The following is an 18,175-nucleotide window of genomic DNA, read 5'->3' as shown; positions in this document are numbered from 1 at the left end:
AGTCCTTCTCTTATTTTTTCATCTTCATTTAAAAATTCAATTTGTGTTATTCTTTTCAAAAAAAGGAGGAGTTTATGAGGGTATTTTTCTCTGCGCTACAAGGAGTATTAGAGATAGTTATCATCATAGCTATAGGATATCTATTAACTCATAAAAGATGGTTTGAAGAAAAAACAGCAGATCTTTTTGCAAAAATAGTTTTGAACCTCAGTCTTCCCTTGGGTATGATTGTAAACATATCATCCTTTTTCACCAAAAATGATCTCATCAATTCTGCAAAAGGTCTTATTATACCCTTTTTATCAATACTAATATCCTATTTCTTAGGCTATTTTTTAGCCCTCATTTTTAAAACAAAAAAGGGAAGAAGAGGTCTTTTGGCAGGAATCTTCTCCCTCTCAAACTCCATTTTTATAGGACTTCCCATGTCTCAAGCCCTCTTTGGAGAGATTGCTACCCCCTATACTCTCCTTTACTATATGGCAAATACTACCATATGGTGGAGTCTTGGTGTTTATGGAGTAATCCTTGATACCCAGGAGAAAAAAGAAAAAATCTTTAATATAGAAACATTAAAGAGGATTCTTAATCCTCCTTTCTTGGGATTCTTAGTAGGTGTAGGTATAGTTATCATGGATCTTAAACTTCCCAAATTTTTATTTGATAGCTTCAAACTAATTGGAAATCTTACTACTCCCCTTTCTCTATTCTATGTAAGCATCATAATGTATAACATGGGGTTTGAAAAATTTAAGCTTGATAAAGATGCTATCTTAACCTTCTTAGGTAGATTTTTAATAACACCACTCCTTGTAATACTTTTGGAATTTTTTATACCTATACCTAAATTAATGAGAGATGTATTTGTCATAATGTCTGCAATGCCAGTTATGGTAAACTCTGCCATTGTAGCAAGGATGTATGGAGGAGATTATGAATTTGCCGTAAGTATGATTACATACACTACTTTATTTAGCATTATCATAATGCCCCTCTACATGGTATTACTTTCTAAAATCTGATAAAATATAAGATAGAGATTTTTGCGGATGTGGCGGAATGGCAGACGCGCAAGATTCAGGATCTTGTGGGGTAAAACCCCGTGGGGGTTCAAGTCCCCCCATCCGCACCAACTCCTATGGAGGTTAAAATATGGAGAGAATAGCCTATTTAATATTATCTATTATTGTAATAATATGGCTCCTTGCTATAATTTTTGGTCTAATTCTCGCCTTTCCTGTAGGCTTAATTGGCCTTTTATTAATTCTTGCCTTTGGCCTTCTCTTTATAAAGGTCTTGAAAGATAGGATTAAGAGTAAAAGTGAAGATGAGAAATATAAAGATGTAAGATGGTGAGGGAGGTAAAAATATGATTATTACTACAACTGAGTATGTTCCTGGCTATGAGGTGATTGAAATTTTGGGAATTGTTAAGGGGAGTACAGCAAGAACAAGGCACGTAGGTAAAGATATATTGGCAAGCCTTAGAAATTTAGTAGGTGGAGAAGTAGTCGAATACACAAAACTAATAGGAGAAGCAAGAGAACAAGCATTAGATAGGATGATTGAAGAGGCAAAAAGATTAGGGGCTGATGCAGTAATAGGAGTAAGGTTTGGTACAACTCAAATTATGCAAGGAGTTGCAGAAATACTCGCATATGGTACTGCTGTAAGGCTTAAAAAGAAGGAATAACCTAAGTTGTAATCGGTTTAACCCTCTATTGACAATAAAGTTTACTTTATTTAAACTAATATTAAAAGAAATTGTTATTTTCTGAAATCAAACAAAGAAAGGAGGGATATGGTAAACAAAACTCACTAAAACAAATTAGTTTTTTCTTACCCTCAAACCTTTATTAAAAGGGGGAAACAAAAAATATGAAAAGATATTTTTCTATTCTACTTCTTACCTTATTGATCTTACTGATTGCCGGCTGTGCACCAAGGACTCAAGCTTCAACAGAAGTAAACATTCTCCAAAATGGAGATTTTTCAAAACCACTTATTTATATAAGTGACACTTATCCTGAACTTCCTAATGGTGATTTCAATACCCAAGGAACATGGCTCTTTAGAACTGGCGATGGGGCGGTAGCTACAGGAACGGTTGAAAATGGAGTATTAAAGGTTGAAATAACTAATGGTGGGCCAAATACTTGGTCAGTACAACTATTACAATCGCCAATTACTGTAGAGTACTTAGGAATATATAGGGTAAGCTTTGAGGCATGGGCAACCAAGAATAGAAGAATTGGAGTAAAAATAGGAGCAAATGGATATAAAGGTTGGACTCCATATAATCCACCACCAAGTGGACAACCTGCAGATCAATCAGGAGGATATGCCATAGATATTACCCCCCAAAGACAAACTTATACCTTTGAATTTACTATGAAACAAGCCACAGATACAGCAGCAAGATTTGAATTCCAACTTGGACGAGATGATGGAACAATTTACATTGATAATGTAAAACTTGTAAAAGTTGGTACTGCTGAACCACCTCCTCCACCACCAGCATTAGGACAAAAATACTGGTATGCAGTAGTATGGGAACAGAATTTTGATAATAATACAATAGACGAAAATACTTGGAGTTTCGAAATTGGTAATGGTGGACCAAACCTTCCAGGATGGGGTAATGGAGAATCAGAGTACTATAAGAGAGAAAATGCCTACGTAGAGAATGGAGTCTTAGTAATTGAGGCCAAACAAGAGACTGTAACAGCAGACGATAACCAAGACGGAACCCCTGAAACATACAATTACACCTCTGCGAGGATGAAGACCCAAGGAAAATTTGATGTAAAATTTGGAAGGATAGAGTTTAGAGCAAAACTTCCAAAAGGTAAAGGAATATGGCCTGCTCTATGGATGCTTGGCGAAAATATCACACAAGTAGGATGGCCTACTTGTGGCGAGATAGATGTAATGGAACTTGTGGGACATGAACCCAACAAGGTATATGGTACAATACATGGACCTGGGTACTCTGGAGCAAGTGGTAAGGGAGGAAACTATACCCTTCCATCGGGAGACTTCTCCCAAGACTTCCACATCTTTGCCATAGAGTGGGATCCAATAGGAATATCCTGGTATGTGGATGATCAGAAGTTCTTCACTATAACAAGAACAGAGGTTCCCGGAGATTGGGTATTTGATCATCCATTCTTTATCATAATGAATGTAGCAGTAGGTGGCTACTGGCCTGGATACCCTGATAATACTACCGTATTTCCACAGAAAATGTATGTGGATTATATAAAAGTATACAAAGGTGTAACCATGGAAGAAATAAACAACGGAACATTTGAATTCCCATTCACAAATGATCAAACAAACTGGCCCGATGACTGGTTCTTATGGTATGGATCACCATACGGTATGGGTGGAACTGCTACAGCAACAATAGATACCGCAAACAAAATGGCAATAGTAGATGTGACAGACACAGGCTGGGAATCTTGGCATGTACAGTTCAATCAATGGGTAGGACTTACAGCAGGAAATACCTACAGATTAACTTTCCAAGCTAAAGCAGACACTCCAAGAGATATTAATGTAAAATTCCTTAACCCAACAACCTATGCTCTATATGCAAACACAACTTGCAATCTAACTACTAATTGGCAAACCTTTACCCTTGAGTTCACCTTTAACAATAATCAAGATCCAAGAGCAAATCTCTCCTTTGAACTTGGAAAAACTTCAAATCCTGCCACAGGAAAAGTCTACTTCAAAGATGTTAAGTTAGAAAAAATTCAATAAAAATAAAAAAAATAAAAAATATAAGGAGAGAGAGGATAAAAATCCTCTCTCCCCTTTCCTTTAAATCCCCCTACCTCGCTTTTATGGCTCTACATAAACCCACATCTTATTTTTATACTTAGGATCTGTAGGATCTACACCCTTTCTCTTGAAGAGCTCACTTAGGGTTACAAACTCATATCCTCTCTTTTTTAACTCTGGTATTAAGATATCCAAAGCCTCGGGAGTAGGATGAGGTTCTGGCTGTACATCGTGTAAGAGTATAATAGCACCATCTCTAATACCTTTTAAAACATTATTTGCAATATTTTCAGGAGTTCTATCACATCCTGCCCAATCAAATCCAAGAACCCCACTTGCGAAGGGCATATTTATAACCTCAAACATAACAGGACTTACTGCAAGATTTGGTGGACGGAAAAAGCGAGGAGTTTTCCCTGTATATTTTTCTATAGCTTCATTAGTCCTTTTTATGTATTCCTTAATCTTTTCAGGATCCATCTTATCCATCGGATTATAATCCCAAGAATGATTGCCAAATTCACATCCCATAGCTACCATTCTGTCAAGCACAGGCTTTACACTATCATTTATTCTCTGCCCAACAAGGAAAAAGGTAGCAACTACGTTATATTTTTCAAGCTTATCAAGTACTCGTGGGGTAAGCCTTGCATCAGGTCCGTCATCAAAAGTTAATGCACAGAGTTTATCAGGCTTTGGATACTCTTGGGTAGCAAGGGATGGGACAAAAAATAAAGAAAGAAGTAAAACCATGACTAACTTTTTCATAGCAAACCTCCCCACTTATTTAATACATAAAAACGTTTTGATAAACAATATACTACCCAAAAAACCATTTGTCAATCCATCAATTTACATACTTTATATATAATTCCTTTAGCCTTTTCTATATCCTCAAAGGAAACATCTTTATGAGTAACAAATCTTAAAGTTTCATCATCGAAACTTGTGGCAAGAAGCCCATATTTTTTAAACTCGGCTAAAAATTCTCTTGCCTTTTTATTTATTTTAATTTTTACCTTTAAAATATTAGTATCAGGCCTTTCAACATTAAAAATCTCCATATCTTTCAAAAATTCATATAATATCTTAGCCTTCTCATGATCCTCTTCTAATCTGTCAATCATCTTTTCAAGGGCAACAATTCCACATGCAGCAACCACACCAGCCTGTCTTAACCCACCACCAAGCCTTTGTCTTTTTCTTCTTGCTTCCTCTATGAATTCTTTAGGACCTACAAGAAGAGAGCCCATAGGACAAGAAAGTCCTTTAGAGAGGCAAAACATAACTGAGTCTGCATATTTTGCAATCTCTTTAGCAGAAACTTTCAAATGGATAGCTGCATTGAATATCCTTGCACCATCAAGATGGATAGGTATATTATGTTCTCTACTTAACTCATAAACCTCTTTCATATAACCAAGAGGCAAAACTTTACCTCCAGCTCTATTATGAGTATTTTCAAGAACTATAAGAGATGTATTAGGAAAAACTCTACCTTTAGGTCTTATGGCTTTTCTTATCTCCTCTATAGGCATCATTCCATCTTTTCCGTCAATCAAAAAGGGCTGAACCCCCGAATTAGCAGCCATTCCTCCTGCCTCATAATAGTAAATATGAGATTCAGACTCTAATATAACTTCATCTCCGGGGCGGGTCCAAGTTAACAAAGCTACCTGATTTCCCATAGTCCCAGAGACTACAAAAAGTCCTGCCTCTTTGCCTAAGATTTCTGCTGCCTTTTCTTCTAAAAAATTTACCGTAGGATCTTCTCCATATCCGTCATCTCCAACCTCAGCAGAATACATCGCTTTACGCATCTCTTCCGTAGGTTTTGTTACAGTATCACTTCTCAAGTCTATAAATCCCATAAAATATCACTCCTTTTATAAAAAAATTATTTAGTTAAAATTATAAGCCATAATTATTAAATGACATATTGAAATTTTTTACATTTGTATGTATAATTATTTCAAATTCAAAAGGGGGGGTAAAAAAAATGAACGTAGGGAAGACTGATGCCATCATAAGAGTTATTATAGGTTTAATCCTTCCTCACTTAACAAAATGGGGAGTATTGTCAGGAACAGCTTGGGCAGTTATTCTCCATATAATTGGTACCATCCTTGTTTTCACAGCCGCAATAAGATATTGTCCTCTTTATAGATTAATAAACAAATCCACTGCTAAATAAGAGATAGTATCATCCAGGGCCAAAAGGGGGGAATGATTCCCCCCTAATTTTACTTGATTATTTCTATATATTTTACTTCTACTTCTAGTAATGTAATAGTCTTATTTTCTCCTTACAAGTATAGCATCATCCCAATAGAAATCTTTAAAAGTTACATTAACTCTCATCAAAGTCTCTCCCCAATCTTACAAGGTATAAACACACATTTTTTCTTAAACTCTGATGGAGATTCCTCTTTTACAGGAGTGATATTCTGACTAACAGTCTTGGTTGCGTAAAAAACTTCCAAAAAGAGAATCTTTTTCTCTTCACTTCTCATTTCGTACTCTTTTGAAATTTTTTCTTCCCAGAGAGATAGATCAAACATAAAAATACTCCCCTCTAAAACCATATTCTATAGGGAATTTTTAAAGACTATTATATTACGTTTTTAAATTTTCAATTGCTTTTCGAGAGTGTTCAAAAATTCACTTCTTCCTTATACTCCTAACAATACTAAATTCTTACTTACCTCTTTATCCTTTGTATTCAAATATGTACCCATAAACCTCTTTATGTTCCCTATCTTTTGCTCTATCTTGTACCTATTCCTATTGTACGCATGCCTCTTCCGATTATACGACTCCTTAACCCTCTTCCTCTCCTCACTCTTAACCTTGTTATGTATCCCATCCTCTACCGGCAATATCATCTCAACCCCCTCCTTCTCAAATTCCCTCAATAACTCTATATCCCTGTTGTATAACCTATCCCCATAAACCTTCCTAAAATCCACCTCCTCCTTTAGCTTCTTAACCTCCTCAAACTTACTCTTCAGTATCTTCCTCTCGTCCTTATACCCATCATCCACAAATACACCCACTATATAACTCTTACCCCTCTCATCTACTAACACTAACAATTCACATTTCACATGATCCCTCTTCTCCCTTATCTCCCTACCAAAATATAACCTCTGCTTTATCTTAAAATTATACCCAAATCCCGCACCATCTACTAACAAACCCCTACATCTACCCTTCACCTTCTCTACATTTATACTCCTTATCACCTTATTAACTACCCCCTCTAATCCCTCCATCTCCTTCAACCTATAATATATATTCGATATGTGTATCTTAACCCCTAATACCCTATTTATCAACCTAGCAACCTCCCTATATGTAAATCCACACCCTATCATTAACATACCCGCTAATATTATCAATCCATCATCATATTTCTTCTTCCTACCTCTTCTCCTTTCCTCCTTAACCTTTATCATCTCCTTAATATTCCTATAAATCCTCCTAAAATCTATAATAAAATCTACCTTACCCTTATCCTTTATCCTCTTCTTCACTTGCACTAAATAACACTTCTCCTAGCCTCTTTTCTCCTCATCTCCCTTCATTTTTTGAACAGCCTCAAAAAAGGTAAACCAAATAGTTTTGCTAATCTCAACAATTTTAAGATTTCTTAACTGAAGAGAGGTAGTTTTTGTATCCTAGTGATTGCAATTTCTCATCTTTAGAAGTAACCTCTTCTTTCATCTTATCTTTGAACTCTTTCAATTTTTGTTTTATCTCTGGATATTTTATTGAAAGGATTTGTAATGCTAATAATCCAGCATTTTTACTTCCGTTTATTGCTACTGTGGCTACAGGTATTCCTGAAGGCATTTGTACTATTGATAACAATGAATCAAGTCCATTTAACGAAGAAGTTTTTATAGGTACTCCTATAACAGGAAACGTTGTTAGTGCAGCAATTACACCAGGTAAATGTGCAGCTCCTCCTGCTCCCGCTATAAATACCTCAATACCTCTTTCTTCAGCCGTTTTTGTATAATCAAAGACTTTTTCTGGTGTCCTATGTGCTGACATCACATGTATCTCGTAATCGACACCAAACTCTTCTAGTACTTTAGCAGCTTCTGACATAATCTCTAAGTCGGAATCGCTGCCCATTACTATTCCTACCCTCATAATATACCTCCTTAAATTTAGGACTATAACAAAAACAAAGAACAAAACTCTTGTCAGAAAAAACCATTACTAAAAGAGTATTCTACAATGTCTGCATATTTTATAGAAATTTTAAAAACAAATGCAACTTAACTAAAAGTATTCAAAATTCATTTTTCTTCCTTTCTAAAGAATTATATCCTTCTTTAATACCTAAATACCTACAAAGGTAGTTCTTTTACAAAACGGGATTAGTTACATAAGGTGCGAAACCTCTTGTACGTAGAACTGCGGATAGGATGTCCCTAACTAAGAAAATAGAGACTAAGAATGATAGGAGGCGTTAGCCCCTACACATAAAATAGCAGACAGGAGGTCCACAAAATAAATAAACATAGAGGTCCAAAGTTAAATAATGAAAAATTATTTTTTGTATCCGTACTTATCAAAGTAAGCATCAATCAATTTTGCTGCAACTGGTCCCGCATAAGCAGATCCAGATCCGACATTCTCTATTATCACACTAACTACTGCATCATTTGGATCCACTCCGTCTGTAGGTCCGTAACACAAAAATATAGAATGAGGTTTACCATGTGGATTCTCAGCAGTACCTGTCTTACCAGCTATTGGGTATTTGGTTATATACTTTAGTGCTCTTGCAGTTCCTGATTCAAACACGTTAATCATACCTTCTTTGATAATGCTAAAAATTTCATGAGATATATCTGTACTTTTTCTTAAAACCTCAGGTTCAATTCTTTTTATAACTTCTTTTCCATCACTTGATAATATTTCTTTCACTATGTGCGGTTTAAATACAACACCTTCATTATAAATAAAAGCCCCAACTAAGGCTAGCTGCAGAGGAGTCAGTAGCCAGTCACCTTGCCCTATTGCCAAGTTTGCCATGTCCCCCCTAGTATATCTCTATTGTATTTTCTTTTGTGCGCCTCTACCGATATTCTGTAACCTAACTTTTCATTTGGCAGATCTATAAAGGTTGGTTCTCCTACACCAAATTCTTTTGAAGTTTTTATAAGGTCATCGGGATCTAAGGAAAGTCCCACTTTGTAGAAATAAACGTCACAAGAAACTTCTATCGCCCTCACTATATCCTTAACAAAACCATGTATCGCCCAATCATTGAATATCTTTTACCTATCCTTAGCGCCCCTGTACAATTTTCGCTCCTATTAGGATCCCATTTATTATTCTTCAATGCGGTAGCAGCTGTCACCAACTTAAAAGTTGAACCTGGTTGATATGTCCCTTGAATTGATCTATTGAACAATGGAAAATTCTTATTATCTGTTGATAAAGATAAAAAGTAAGCATTATCCCCTATCGATAATCTATTTGGATCAAAGGATGGCGAAGATACTAATGCTATTATTTCCCCCGTTGCTGGCTTCAACATTACTAAACTACTTCTGTAATTCTTAAGAAGCTTGTACCCAAGCCTTTGGATATCAATATCTATTGATAATCTTATTGAATTACCTTCTACAGGTATCTCTGCTATTTCTGTCCCTACTATATTATTTTTAGCATCAATATATCTAAATAATTTACCATCTTTACCTCTTAGTATTCTATCATATACTTTTTCAATTCCATCCTTACCTATCATACTGCTTGAGTGATATATTTCTTTGTACGCTTCCGACAACTTTTTCATTTCATCTTGGGATATAGCTCCCAAATATCCCATTAAGTGCGCTGTTTCATAAGGGTAATAGTTATATCTAGAGTATGTAGTATCAACCACTATTCCAGGTAACTCCCCCTGCTTCTCTAATATTTTTATCGCCTGTTCTTTTGTTATTTCACTTATAAATATAGGCCCATAAAGGTCCCATTTTCTCCTTTCAATGTTTTGCAAAATAACCTTTATATCCTTATCTATAATAGCTGATAACTTAGACAGAACAACTAATTTTTGCGCTTCATTCTGCGGTAAATATTTTTGAATTACAAAAACTCCTATTATCTCATCACTTAGAGATATAATCTCACCATTTCTATCAAAAATCGTACCTCTTTTTGCGGGAATGTAAATTTGCTGAGCCATGTTTATTACCATGGCTAACTTAACGAACTTTTCTCTATTCAATATCTGCATGTCTATTACTCTTATCGTTACTATGCTAACAATAATCCCAACTATTAACAAAAATACAATCAACCTTAACCTACTTATTCCTAAGTTCGCTTCAATAATTCTGAAGTTAATCATACCACCTTACCTACTAGGTAAAAGTCATAATCTAGGTTTTGATTTTTAAGTTCCTCTAGTAACCTATCTTCGTTGTTTGTAGTTATTACCATCCCAACCCCCATATTAAATACCCTCATCGCTTCCTCTTCAGAGACATTCCCTTCCTTTATTATAAATTTCATGAATTCTTGAGTTTTTATCTTTTCTTTGAATAACTTTACTCCCCTACCCATAGTTACCCTTAGGGTATTTTCTACTATCCCTCCACCCCTTACGTGAGAAAGTGCCTTAACTAATCCCTTTTCAATCAATGGGTATACAACATGGCAATAGATTCTAGTAGGTTCAAGCAAAAGATCTACTAAAGGTCTTCCAAATCCATAATCTTTCGTTGGATCTATCTCTTTATCCTTTAAAATCTTTCTTATTAGCGAATAACCATTACTATGAAATCCACTTGATTCCAGTGCTACCAAAACATCTCCCTTCCTTTATGTTTTTAGGCAGAATGTTATCTTTTTCAGCAATTCCTATAGCCGTCCCGTTTAGATCAAAATCCCCTTCGGCATACATTCCTGGCATCTCCGCAGTTTCACCACCCACCAAAGCAACCTTAGCTATTTTACACCCTTCAACTATACTTCTTATTACTTTTGAGTAAACTCCTTCATCAAGTTTACCACAGGCATAATAATCAACAAAAGCCACTGGTTTTGCTCCAGTACACACAACATCATCAACATTCATAGCAACAAGATCTATCCCTACCCCTTCAAGTTTATTGTACTCCTTAGCTAATAATAGCTTAGTACCTACCCATCCGTGGATACAGAAATTATTGGATTTTTGAATTCTTTTAAATTCACATCAATTATCGCTCCAAATCCACCTACACCAGTTATAACATACTCATTATTTGTAGATGAAATTTCCTCCTTTAGCTTATTTATCAAGCTATTCGCTTTATCTATATCAACTCCTGCCTCTCTGTAATCTGCCATAATAGTCTACCTCTCTATTAAAAACCAAAAATAAGCAAAATCTTTTATACAATAACCACAAAATGTAAAGAAAAAGTAGTATAAGTAACAATCTAACCTTCAAAACTATATATACACCAACTATCAAAGCAAAAATTAGTATAGAATATTTCAAAAAAGCATTTGAAGTTATAAACTTATCAATCTTTCTAAAAGTATCAACCAGCCTATAAAACCAACCTTTTGATGATAAAAAAACACCTACAGATTCTGTCAATTGTACCAATAGTTTGTGGAAAAAATTAATAGATCCCTTTTGTAAGTTTATACTCTTTATACTCCATCTACCCCTTTCATATTTCAGAAGGTAATAATTCACCTTACCGTCAATTATCAATTTAATTGATAATAATATCTTATTCGGTAAAATATACTTACCAAATTTTTCTATTTTTAGTTCAAGTTTTTCAAAGTTCTGTGGTATGTTATCCTGCAATAAGGTACTTAGCTTCTCAACAAGTAAATCTGAAGGTACTATTCCTATTTTGCGGTAAATCAGAAAAGATATTAGTTTTGAAGTATACTTAGGATTTCTATATACTACCTCAAATTTGTTGTCCTTTATTTCCATTCTATAATCCTGTGCCAACTTACCTAAGGTTGGTATTTCTTTAGTCGCTAATGACCTAAAATTTTCAGATACTAACATTATTGTTCCATTAACTATATTATCATTTAATAAAATCTCAATATCTTCACCATTTATCAATATTAAATTATCATTTTGCTTCTTATACTCCACTTCTTCAACAAGATCAATTGCTTTTGTGTTGGCTGAAATAAAATTTTCTAAAACTAGAGTTTTAAATTCCGGACTTTCTAAAATAACCCCTATTATCTTGTTCACCCAGGCATCAACCTTAGAAGTAAAACAATATTCTCCCTCTATTTTCTCAACTTTTAACATACAAGTAAAAACTATTATAAATTAGCAATTTGTTTCTTATCAAAATAGCTTGAAGCATTGCAGGCAGCACCATACTTATAGAAACAGTAATTTCATGCTTCATTATTTACTTTTGCAAGAAGATAAAAAAGTTGGGTATACAACAGTTTAACCTAGAAAGTTTCTTACTTTTGCTGATGCAACTATAAGATCAGTGATTTTGGTATCAAACTTATTTTCCTTTATTCGTTTAACAAGATCCTTTGAGAAAGATAAATGTTCTTGGTTGATTTCAAAGTCAAACCTTTTCACCGTTTGCTTTATCTCACTCCTTATGCTAACTGGAAGTAGATCAAGAACATCTTCATTCCACATTGACAATATTTCAGACATTTCTTCTTTAAACCTTGGGAAAACCGACTCAACATATTTTATATCTTCATCTGTTAAGGCACTAAGACCTAGAATATCTGGAGGCAATCCCAAAGAGTATAAAACAGCACAAAACGAAATTACTCTTGGCAAGGTTATACCTTCATCAGTTTGTCTTGAATAACCAAACAATCCAACATGTATTTTCCTAGCTCTTCTTTTTGGTACAAAAACAGCTATATTATTAACTAAAGGTGCAATTTCAGCAAGCTGTTTCTTGTATTCCGAAGAAACTTTGTACATTATACTTTCAACTCTGTCTTTTGAACTTATTGAATTTGGTGATTTTACAGGAGTTAAGTTTATATTTTCTATTGCTCTTTGAACTTCTTTAACTGGGAAATCATATTTAAAAGCCGACTGGATGGTAAATGTTGCTACACTAGGATAATTATTTATAACATACCTATAGGTATTAGGTGAAAAATTTCCTCTAAACGGAGCTGTACCACAGCCAAGTATAGGATAAATAGGTAGTTTTAAACTTTCTTGAAGTTCATAAAGTTTCTCTAGAGCAAGCTTTATGGCAATTATAACACTTAAAGAAGAATAATTCATTGCAGGATCAGATCTAGCTAAAAACACCCTCTGATATTCAACTTCATCAAGTTTATCCTTTAGAAACTCCTTTAGATTTTTGTCAACATTGATAATATTATCAATATCTTCAAAAAGAGGTATAACATTTATCTTTTTGGGTCTAAACTCTCCAATCCAATCCTTAAGTTTTAGCTGAGGATTTGTGTCACAAAACGGTTTATCTTCCTTACCAGCAACTACATTCTTATAGTAGTAGTACACTCTGTTACAGGTCTCAGTATCTGCCATTGGCACTATAACCTCAAATATAGGTACAACACTTTCATCTTGGTAGAAGACATATGCTGTATCGTAAGACCTAGGAATACTTTCAAGAGTTTCTATAAGTAATTTACCTTCAGCTTTCTCGTAATTAGGATTTGGTACCCTTAAGGTTATAAATATATCTTTTCCTATTACTTTTTGTTTAAAGAATTCTGGATAATCAGATACCAATTTTCTGATTACAAACTCATCTGTCTCCTTACCTTCAACATCCCACATCACCTCATCCACGCCAAGATATGAAAAAGCATAATACGCTTCTTTTATTTCATCATCACCTTGAAGAACGGGATTATTTGAGAAAAAAGGTACATTAGCATTATCAGGATGCTGTGTTGACATTGTTCTAGGTATTTTTCTAGTCATGGGCAATCACTCTCTATTTTTACTTTTAATTTTGCAATTACATTCATTCCGAGCCTAACATCAACGATATATTCACCAACAAGTTTTATAGGTTCAGTCTCAATAATTTTCTTATCAATTTCTAAGTTATGTTGCTCTTTCAAAGCTAGAGCTATATCTTCAGAAGTTATAGAACCAAAAAGCTTTCCACTCTCTCCAGCTTTGGCTTTTATCACAACATTTAAAGACTCTATTACCTCTTTAAGCTCCTTAGCATTCTCAAACTTCCTTTCATTCTTCTTCTGTAATGCATCTAATTGTGACTTTACATATTTAATATTACTCTCTGTTGCCTCTAGTGCTAGCTTATTCTTTATTAAGAAATTTCTAGCATAACCATCTGCAACATTTTTGATTTCCCCTAACTTACCCAAACCTTTGACATCCTTAAGAAGAATAACTTTCATAAATATACCTCTATAAATTTTATTTTCAAAGTTAAACCAACTGTCTTTCAATATTTCTTGAGAGTGTTCAAAAATTCACTTCTTCCTTATACTCCTAACAATACTAAATTCTTACTTACCTCTTTATCCTTTGTATTCAAATATGTACCCATAAACCTCTTTATGTTCCCTATCTTTTGCTCTATCTTGTACCTATTCCTATTGTACGCATGCCTCTTCCGATTATACGACTCCTTAACCCTCTTCCTCTCCTCACTCTTAACCTTGTTATGTATCCCATCCTCTACCGGCAATATCATCTCAACCCCCTCCTTCTCAAATTCCCTCAATAACTCTATATCCCTGTTGTATAACCTATCCCCATAAACCTTCCTAAAATCCACCTCCTCCTTTAGCTTCTTAACCTCCTCAAACTTACTCTTCAGTATCTTCCTCTCGTCCTTATACCCATCATCCACAAATACACCCACTATATAACTCTTACCCCTCTCATCTACTAACACTAACAATTCACATTTCACATGATCCCTCTTCTCCCTTATCTCCCTACCAAAATATAACCTCTGCTTTATCTTAAAATTATACCCAAATCCCGCACCATCTACTAACAAACCCCTACATCTACCCTTCACCTTCTCTACATTTATACTCCTTATCACCTTATTAACTACCTCCTCTAATCCCTCCATCTCCTTCAACCTATAATATATATTCGATATGTGTATCTTAACCCCTAATACCCTATTTATCAACCTAGCAACCTCCCTATATGTAAATCCACACCCTATCATTAACATACCCGCTAATATTATCAATCCATCATCATATTTCTTCTTCCTACCCCTCCTCCTTAACCTTTATCATCTCCTTAATATTCCTATAAATCCTCCTAAAATCTATAATAAAATCTACAATAACCTCTACCTTACCCTTATCCTTTATCCTCTCCTTCATACCTATATTATACATCCCACAACTTAATCCTTCATATTCCAGAAACCTATTCTCTCCTTCACTTGCACTAAATAACACTTCTCCTAACCTCTTTTCTCCTCATCTCCCTTCATTTTTTGAACAGCCTCATTGCTTTTCTTAAGGATTCTTCATAATAAGGCAAATCATCCATATTATATATCTCCAGCATATAGTTTCTTAGCACAGAATAAAGAGGTCTTTTAGCAGGAGCTTTAAAAGTTTCGGAATTTAAAGGAATAACTTTTTCCTTTGAAAATCCTGCAATTTCTGCAACTTTGCAAGCAAAATCATATCTTGTTATGATTCCCTTATTTACTATGTGATAGGTTCCGTAAAGATTTGTAAAGGATAGTTCTTTTACTTTTCTTACAAGATCTTTTGCATAGGTACAGGACGCAAAATGGTAATTACTAAGTTTTATTTCTTTTCCTTCTTTCAAGCTATTATAGATTTGAGTTAGTGCATTGTTTCCGTATTCTCCAAACACATAAGAAGTTCTTATTATAAAATGCTTTTTACAGAACTCTTTTGTAAAAATCTCCCCATAAAGTTTTGTTTTTCCGTAAAGATTAATAGGATTTGGAGGATAAAATTCAGTATAAGGAGTATCTTTTCCCCCTGAGAAAACATAATCAGTACTTATATAAATTAATGGTATATCTAAAAGGGAACAGGCTATAGCAACATGTTTTGTCCCTACTGCATTTACTTTCCAAGCTTTTTCTGGATCTTCTTCGCATATATCAGGAGATCTTATAGCTGCAGGATGGATTACAAGATCAGGCTTTAGAGAGGTAATTTTTTCAATAGCATTTTTATCTTCCAAGTTTATATCTTGATGGGTGATAGGTATAACTTCCTCATCCTCAAATTCTTTTACAAAATATTGCCCTAAAAATCCTTTTGCTCCTGTTATTAAGATTCTTTTCTTCATAATAATCTACACCATCTCCATCCTACTTTTCTAATTTTTTATCTTTTCTTCCTCATCTTCCAGTATTACTACAAAGTGCCTACCTATTGGGTTTTTAAGAAAGTCGTCACCTTTTTTCTTTACTGAATAACTTGTTTTTATTTTATAATAAACTTTTTTGAATCTCCACATTAAAAAGGTGAAAGCATAAGAAGGAGAGTCAACTCAATGCTATAATCAATCTAAAAGAGTATAGGGAGGTATTTAGTATGGATAAAGTTGCCATAGTTACAGGAGGAGGTCAGGGTATAGGAAAGGCTATTGCAAGAAGATTTTTGGAAAATAACATCTCAGTGGTAATTGCAGAGATAGATGAGGAAGCAGGTAAAGAAACAGAAGAAGAATATTCTTCCTTAGGCAAGATAAAATTTGTCAAAACTGATGTTTCCAAAGAAGAAGATGTAATCAATATGGTAGAAGAGACGGTAAAAACTTTTGGTAAAATTAATTACCTAATAAATAATGCAGGGATTAGTATAAACAAACCCATATCAGAGCTCACATTAGAAGAATGGAATAAAGTTTTAGGTGTAAATCTAACAGGAGCCTTTTTATGTGCAAAATATACCTCTCCCTATTTAAGAAAAGAAAAAGGAGTAATAATCAATATTAGTTCTACAAGAGCCTTTATGTCAGAGCCTAATACTGAAGCCTACTCAGCCTCAAAAGGTGGCATATATGCCTTAACCCATGCCCTTGCCATAAGCCTTGGACCTGAGGTAAGAGTAAATTGTATAAGTCCCGGCTGGATAGAAACCTCTGAGTGGAAAAAGAAAGCCTTAAGAAGAAAGCCTGAATTAACAGAACTTGATCATACACAACATCCTGCAGGAAGAGTAGGTAAGCCAGAAGATATTGCAAGCTTAGTTATGTTTTTGATATCGGAAGAAGCAGAATTTATTACAGGGGCAAATTTCATTGTAGATGGAGGTATGACAAGAAAGATGATTTATCTCTAATATGTAATAACTACTTTACCTGCCTTTCTTTCTCTTACAAGATCAAGACCGTAATTTATTTCATCTAAGGAGATCTTATGGGTAATTAGAGTAGCAAATAAGTCTTGATGCTTCTCAACAAAAGAGACTGCTTTTTTAAAATGTTCTGCATCACTAACCCATACTCCTTTTATAGTAATGTTTTTTGAAGAAACCTCATAAAAATCTATAGGGACCTTTTCTTGAGGGGATGCTACTCCAGCTATAATATATGTTCCACCCTTTCTCAAAAATCTTAAACCTTCAGGTACAGCCTTATTAGTTCCGGTAGCCTCTATAACTACATCTGCACCTCTACCATAAGTTATATCAAGAATTTTATTTAATCTCTCTTCTGCCGACGTATTTCTATCAAGAATCATATCTATTCCTATCTTTTCCGCAATCTCCTTTCTAAAACTACTCCCTGTAATAAGGATGGTGTTTTTTGCCCCCTGAAATTTAGCAAGAGATAAAGCAAATATACCAAGAGGACCTCCCCCTTGAACCACTACTGTTTTATCAAGCAAATTATCCTCAAGAGCATCAATTGCGTGTACAGCCGTTGCTCCAGAACATCCTGCCATTACTATTACATTAGGATCCGTATTAGGAGACAATCTTAAAATCTCAGTTTTCTCTTCAAGAATTATAAACTCAGCAAAAGCCCCAGAAAGATGAGGATATTCTTTAAAAGACCTATTAATCCCATAAATTTTTCTATTTTCACATAGATAAGGCATTTTCAAAACTTTACAAAAATAGCATTCACCACATACTACTCCCCTATTCCATATAATTAGATCTCCCTTTTTAAGAATTTCCCCATTTAAATCTCTTTTATCCCCATTTATCTCTACTATCTCTCCTACTCCTTCATGGCCTAAGATTATAGGTACAGGAACCCTCGGATCCTCTCCATCAACCATATGAATATCGGATCCACATATACCCGAAGATACCATCTTAACCAAAATACCCCCTTCAAGAAGAGGGGGTATGTCTACATACCTTATTACAAGAGGTTTTTTAAATTCCTCCAGAATTGCAGCCTTTGCCTTCATAT

The 18,175-nt window shown here is 34.6% G+C and carries 22 protein-coding genes, 1 tRNA gene and 1 pseudogene; 7 read left to right on the top strand and 17 right to left on the bottom strand.

The features are described from left to right. Positions 1 to 74 precede the first annotated feature (74 nt). The 5 genes from DICTH_RS01625 to DICTH_RS01605 all read left to right on the top strand — a co-directional run bounded on the left by DICTH_RS01625 (position 75) and on the right by DICTH_RS01605 (position 3,768). Entirely contained in the window at positions 75 to 1,022 is a 948-nt protein-coding gene (locus DICTH_RS01625; RefSeq protein ID WP_012548517.1) for an AEC family transporter, read from the top strand. A 23-nt stretch (positions 1,023 to 1,045) separates the two neighbouring features. Continuing rightward, positions 1,046 to 1,132 (top strand) — tRNA-Leu (locus DICTH_RS01620). Positions 1,133 to 1,152: 20 nt separating this feature from the next. Then, positions 1,153 to 1,356: a hypothetical protein gene (locus DICTH_RS01615; protein WP_012548121.1), complete on the top strand. Its 204-nt coding sequence runs from the start codon at positions 1,153 to 1,155 to the stop codon at positions 1,354 to 1,356. Positions 1,357 to 1,369: 13 nt separating this feature from the next. After that, a complete protein-coding gene (locus DICTH_RS01610) occupies positions 1,370 to 1,693 on the top strand; it encodes a YbjQ family protein (protein WP_012547267.1) in 324 nt (107 codons plus the stop codon). Positions 1,694 to 1,878: 185 nt separating this feature from the next. Further along, entirely contained in the window at positions 1,879 to 3,768 is a 1,890-nt protein-coding gene (locus tag DICTH_RS01605; RefSeq protein ID WP_012547404.1) for a carbohydrate binding domain-containing protein, read from the top strand. An 81-nt stretch (positions 3,769 to 3,849) separates the two neighbouring features. On the opposite strand, the gene DICTH_RS01600 is transcribed toward DICTH_RS01605, so the two are convergent. Both DICTH_RS01600 and ltaE read right to left on the bottom strand, forming a co-directional pair. Continuing rightward, positions 3,850 to 4,557, bottom strand: a complete 708-nt coding sequence (locus tag DICTH_RS01600) for a polysaccharide deacetylase family protein (protein WP_012548158.1) — start codon at positions 4,555 to 4,557, stop codon at positions 3,850 to 3,852. 71 nt (positions 4,558 to 4,628) lie between these two features. After that, on the bottom strand, positions 4,629 to 5,660 hold the full coding sequence (gene ltaE, locus DICTH_RS01595) for a low-specificity L-threonine aldolase (RefSeq protein WP_012547255.1): 1,032 nt from the start codon (positions 5,658 to 5,660) through the stop codon (positions 4,629 to 4,631). Positions 5,661 to 5,788: 128 nt separating this feature from the next. On the opposite strand from ltaE, the gene DICTH_RS01590 reads away from it, so the two are divergent. Then, positions 5,789 to 5,983: a YgaP family membrane protein gene (locus DICTH_RS01590; RefSeq protein WP_012547950.1), complete on the top strand. Its 195-nt coding sequence runs from the start codon at positions 5,789 to 5,791 to the stop codon at positions 5,981 to 5,983. A 166-nt stretch (positions 5,984 to 6,149) separates the two neighbouring features. On the opposite strand, the gene DICTH_RS01585 is transcribed toward DICTH_RS01590, so the two are convergent. The 14 genes and pseudogenes from DICTH_RS01585 to rfbD all read right to left on the bottom strand — a co-directional run bounded on the left by DICTH_RS01585 (position 6,150) and on the right by rfbD (position 16,093). Next, complete coding sequence (locus tag DICTH_RS01585) at positions 6,150 to 6,350, bottom strand: hypothetical protein (RefSeq protein WP_012547112.1); 201 nt, start codon at positions 6,348 to 6,350, stop codon at positions 6,150 to 6,152. Positions 6,351 to 6,461: 111 nt separating this feature from the next. Then, complete coding sequence (locus tag DICTH_RS01580; protein ID WP_012547704.1) at positions 6,462 to 7,331, bottom strand: IS5-like element ISDith1 family transposase; 870 nt, start codon at positions 7,329 to 7,331, stop codon at positions 6,462 to 6,464. Between the two features lie 100 nt (positions 7,332 to 7,431). Further along, positions 7,432 to 7,953: a 5-(carboxyamino)imidazole ribonucleotide mutase gene (gene purE, locus DICTH_RS01575; protein WP_041723448.1), complete on the bottom strand. Its 522-nt coding sequence runs from the start codon at positions 7,951 to 7,953 to the stop codon at positions 7,432 to 7,434. Positions 7,954 to 8,352: 399 nt separating this feature from the next. Next, positions 8,353 to 8,841: a penicillin-binding transpeptidase domain-containing protein gene (locus tag DICTH_RS10320; protein ID WP_012547522.1), complete on the bottom strand. Its 489-nt coding sequence runs from the start codon at positions 8,839 to 8,841 to the stop codon at positions 8,353 to 8,355. Next, entirely contained in the window at positions 8,823 to 9,041 is a 219-nt protein-coding gene (locus DICTH_RS10315) for a penicillin-binding transpeptidase domain-containing protein (protein ID WP_041723160.1), read from the bottom strand. Before DICTH_RS10315 ends, DICTH_RS10320 begins: the two co-directional genes overlap by 19 nt. Continuing rightward, a complete protein-coding gene (locus tag DICTH_RS10310; RefSeq protein WP_041723159.1) occupies positions 9,041 to 10,168 on the bottom strand; it encodes a penicillin-binding transpeptidase domain-containing protein in 1,128 nt (375 codons plus the stop codon). Before DICTH_RS10310 ends, DICTH_RS10315 begins: the two co-directional genes overlap by 1 nt. Then, the gene (locus tag DICTH_RS09810) at positions 10,165 to 10,626 is read right to left on the bottom strand and encodes an AIR synthase-related protein (protein WP_012547147.1); all 462 of its coding nucleotides are present in this window, start codon (positions 10,624 to 10,626) and stop codon (positions 10,165 to 10,167) included. Before DICTH_RS09810 ends, DICTH_RS10310 begins: the two co-directional genes overlap by 4 nt. Next, the gene (locus tag DICTH_RS09805; protein WP_407919139.1) at positions 10,595 to 10,912 is read right to left on the bottom strand and encodes an AIR synthase related protein; all 318 of its coding nucleotides are present in this window, start codon (positions 10,910 to 10,912) and stop codon (positions 10,595 to 10,597) included. Before DICTH_RS09805 ends, DICTH_RS09810 begins: the two co-directional genes overlap by 32 nt. A gap of 50 nt (positions 10,913 to 10,962) precedes the next feature. Continuing rightward, the gene (locus DICTH_RS09800) at positions 10,963 to 11,151 is read right to left on the bottom strand and encodes a phosphoribosylformylglycinamidine cyclo-ligase (RefSeq protein WP_012546987.1); all 189 of its coding nucleotides are present in this window, start codon (positions 11,149 to 11,151) and stop codon (positions 10,963 to 10,965) included. Then, on the bottom strand, positions 11,123 to 12,037 hold the full coding sequence (locus tag DICTH_RS01550) for a hypothetical protein (protein ID WP_143707855.1): 915 nt from the start codon (positions 12,035 to 12,037) through the stop codon (positions 11,123 to 11,125). Before DICTH_RS01550 ends, DICTH_RS09800 begins: the two co-directional genes overlap by 29 nt. Before the next feature lie 207 nt (positions 12,038 to 12,244). Continuing rightward, entirely contained in the window at positions 12,245 to 13,738 is a 1,494-nt protein-coding gene (gene ppcA, locus DICTH_RS01545; RefSeq protein ID WP_012547720.1) for a phosphoenolpyruvate carboxylase, read from the bottom strand. After that, entirely contained in the window at positions 13,735 to 14,184 is a 450-nt protein-coding gene (rplI, locus tag DICTH_RS01540; protein ID WP_012548620.1) for a 50S ribosomal protein L9, read from the bottom strand. Before rplI ends, ppcA begins: the two co-directional genes overlap by 4 nt. Positions 14,185 to 14,270: 86 nt before the next feature. Beyond that, positions 14,271 to 15,144 (bottom strand): annotated as a pseudogene (locus DICTH_RS01535) (transposase). 103 nt (positions 15,145 to 15,247) lie between these two features. Then, positions 15,248 to 16,093 carry a dTDP-4-dehydrorhamnose reductase gene (gene rfbD, locus DICTH_RS01525; protein ID WP_012547775.1) on the bottom strand — a complete coding sequence of 282 codons (846 nt, stop codon included), beginning with the start codon at positions 16,091 to 16,093 and terminating at the stop codon, positions 15,248 to 15,250. A 248-nt stretch (positions 16,094 to 16,341) separates the two neighbouring features. Here rfbD and DICTH_RS01520 point away from each other — a divergent pair, with 248 nt between their 5' ends. After that, positions 16,342 to 17,091 (top strand): glucose 1-dehydrogenase, encoded by a 750-nt coding sequence (locus DICTH_RS01520; RefSeq protein WP_012548160.1) that lies wholly within the window; start codon positions 16,342 to 16,344, stop codon positions 17,089 to 17,091. Here DICTH_RS01520 and DICTH_RS01515 read toward each other — a convergent pair. Beyond that, positions 17,088 to 18,173 (bottom strand): zinc-binding dehydrogenase, encoded by a 1,086-nt coding sequence (locus DICTH_RS01515; RefSeq protein WP_012547388.1) that lies wholly within the window; start codon positions 18,171 to 18,173, stop codon positions 17,088 to 17,090. The genes DICTH_RS01520 and DICTH_RS01515 overlap by 4 nt on opposite strands. Between the last annotated feature and the right edge of the window lie 2 nt (positions 18,174 to 18,175).

Source organism: Dictyoglomus thermophilum H-6-12 (assembly GCF_000020965.1).
Lineage (GTDB): Bacteria > Dictyoglomota > Dictyoglomia > Dictyoglomales > Dictyoglomaceae > Dictyoglomus > Dictyoglomus thermophilum.
This window is presented reverse-complemented; position numbering and strand designations above follow the sequence as displayed.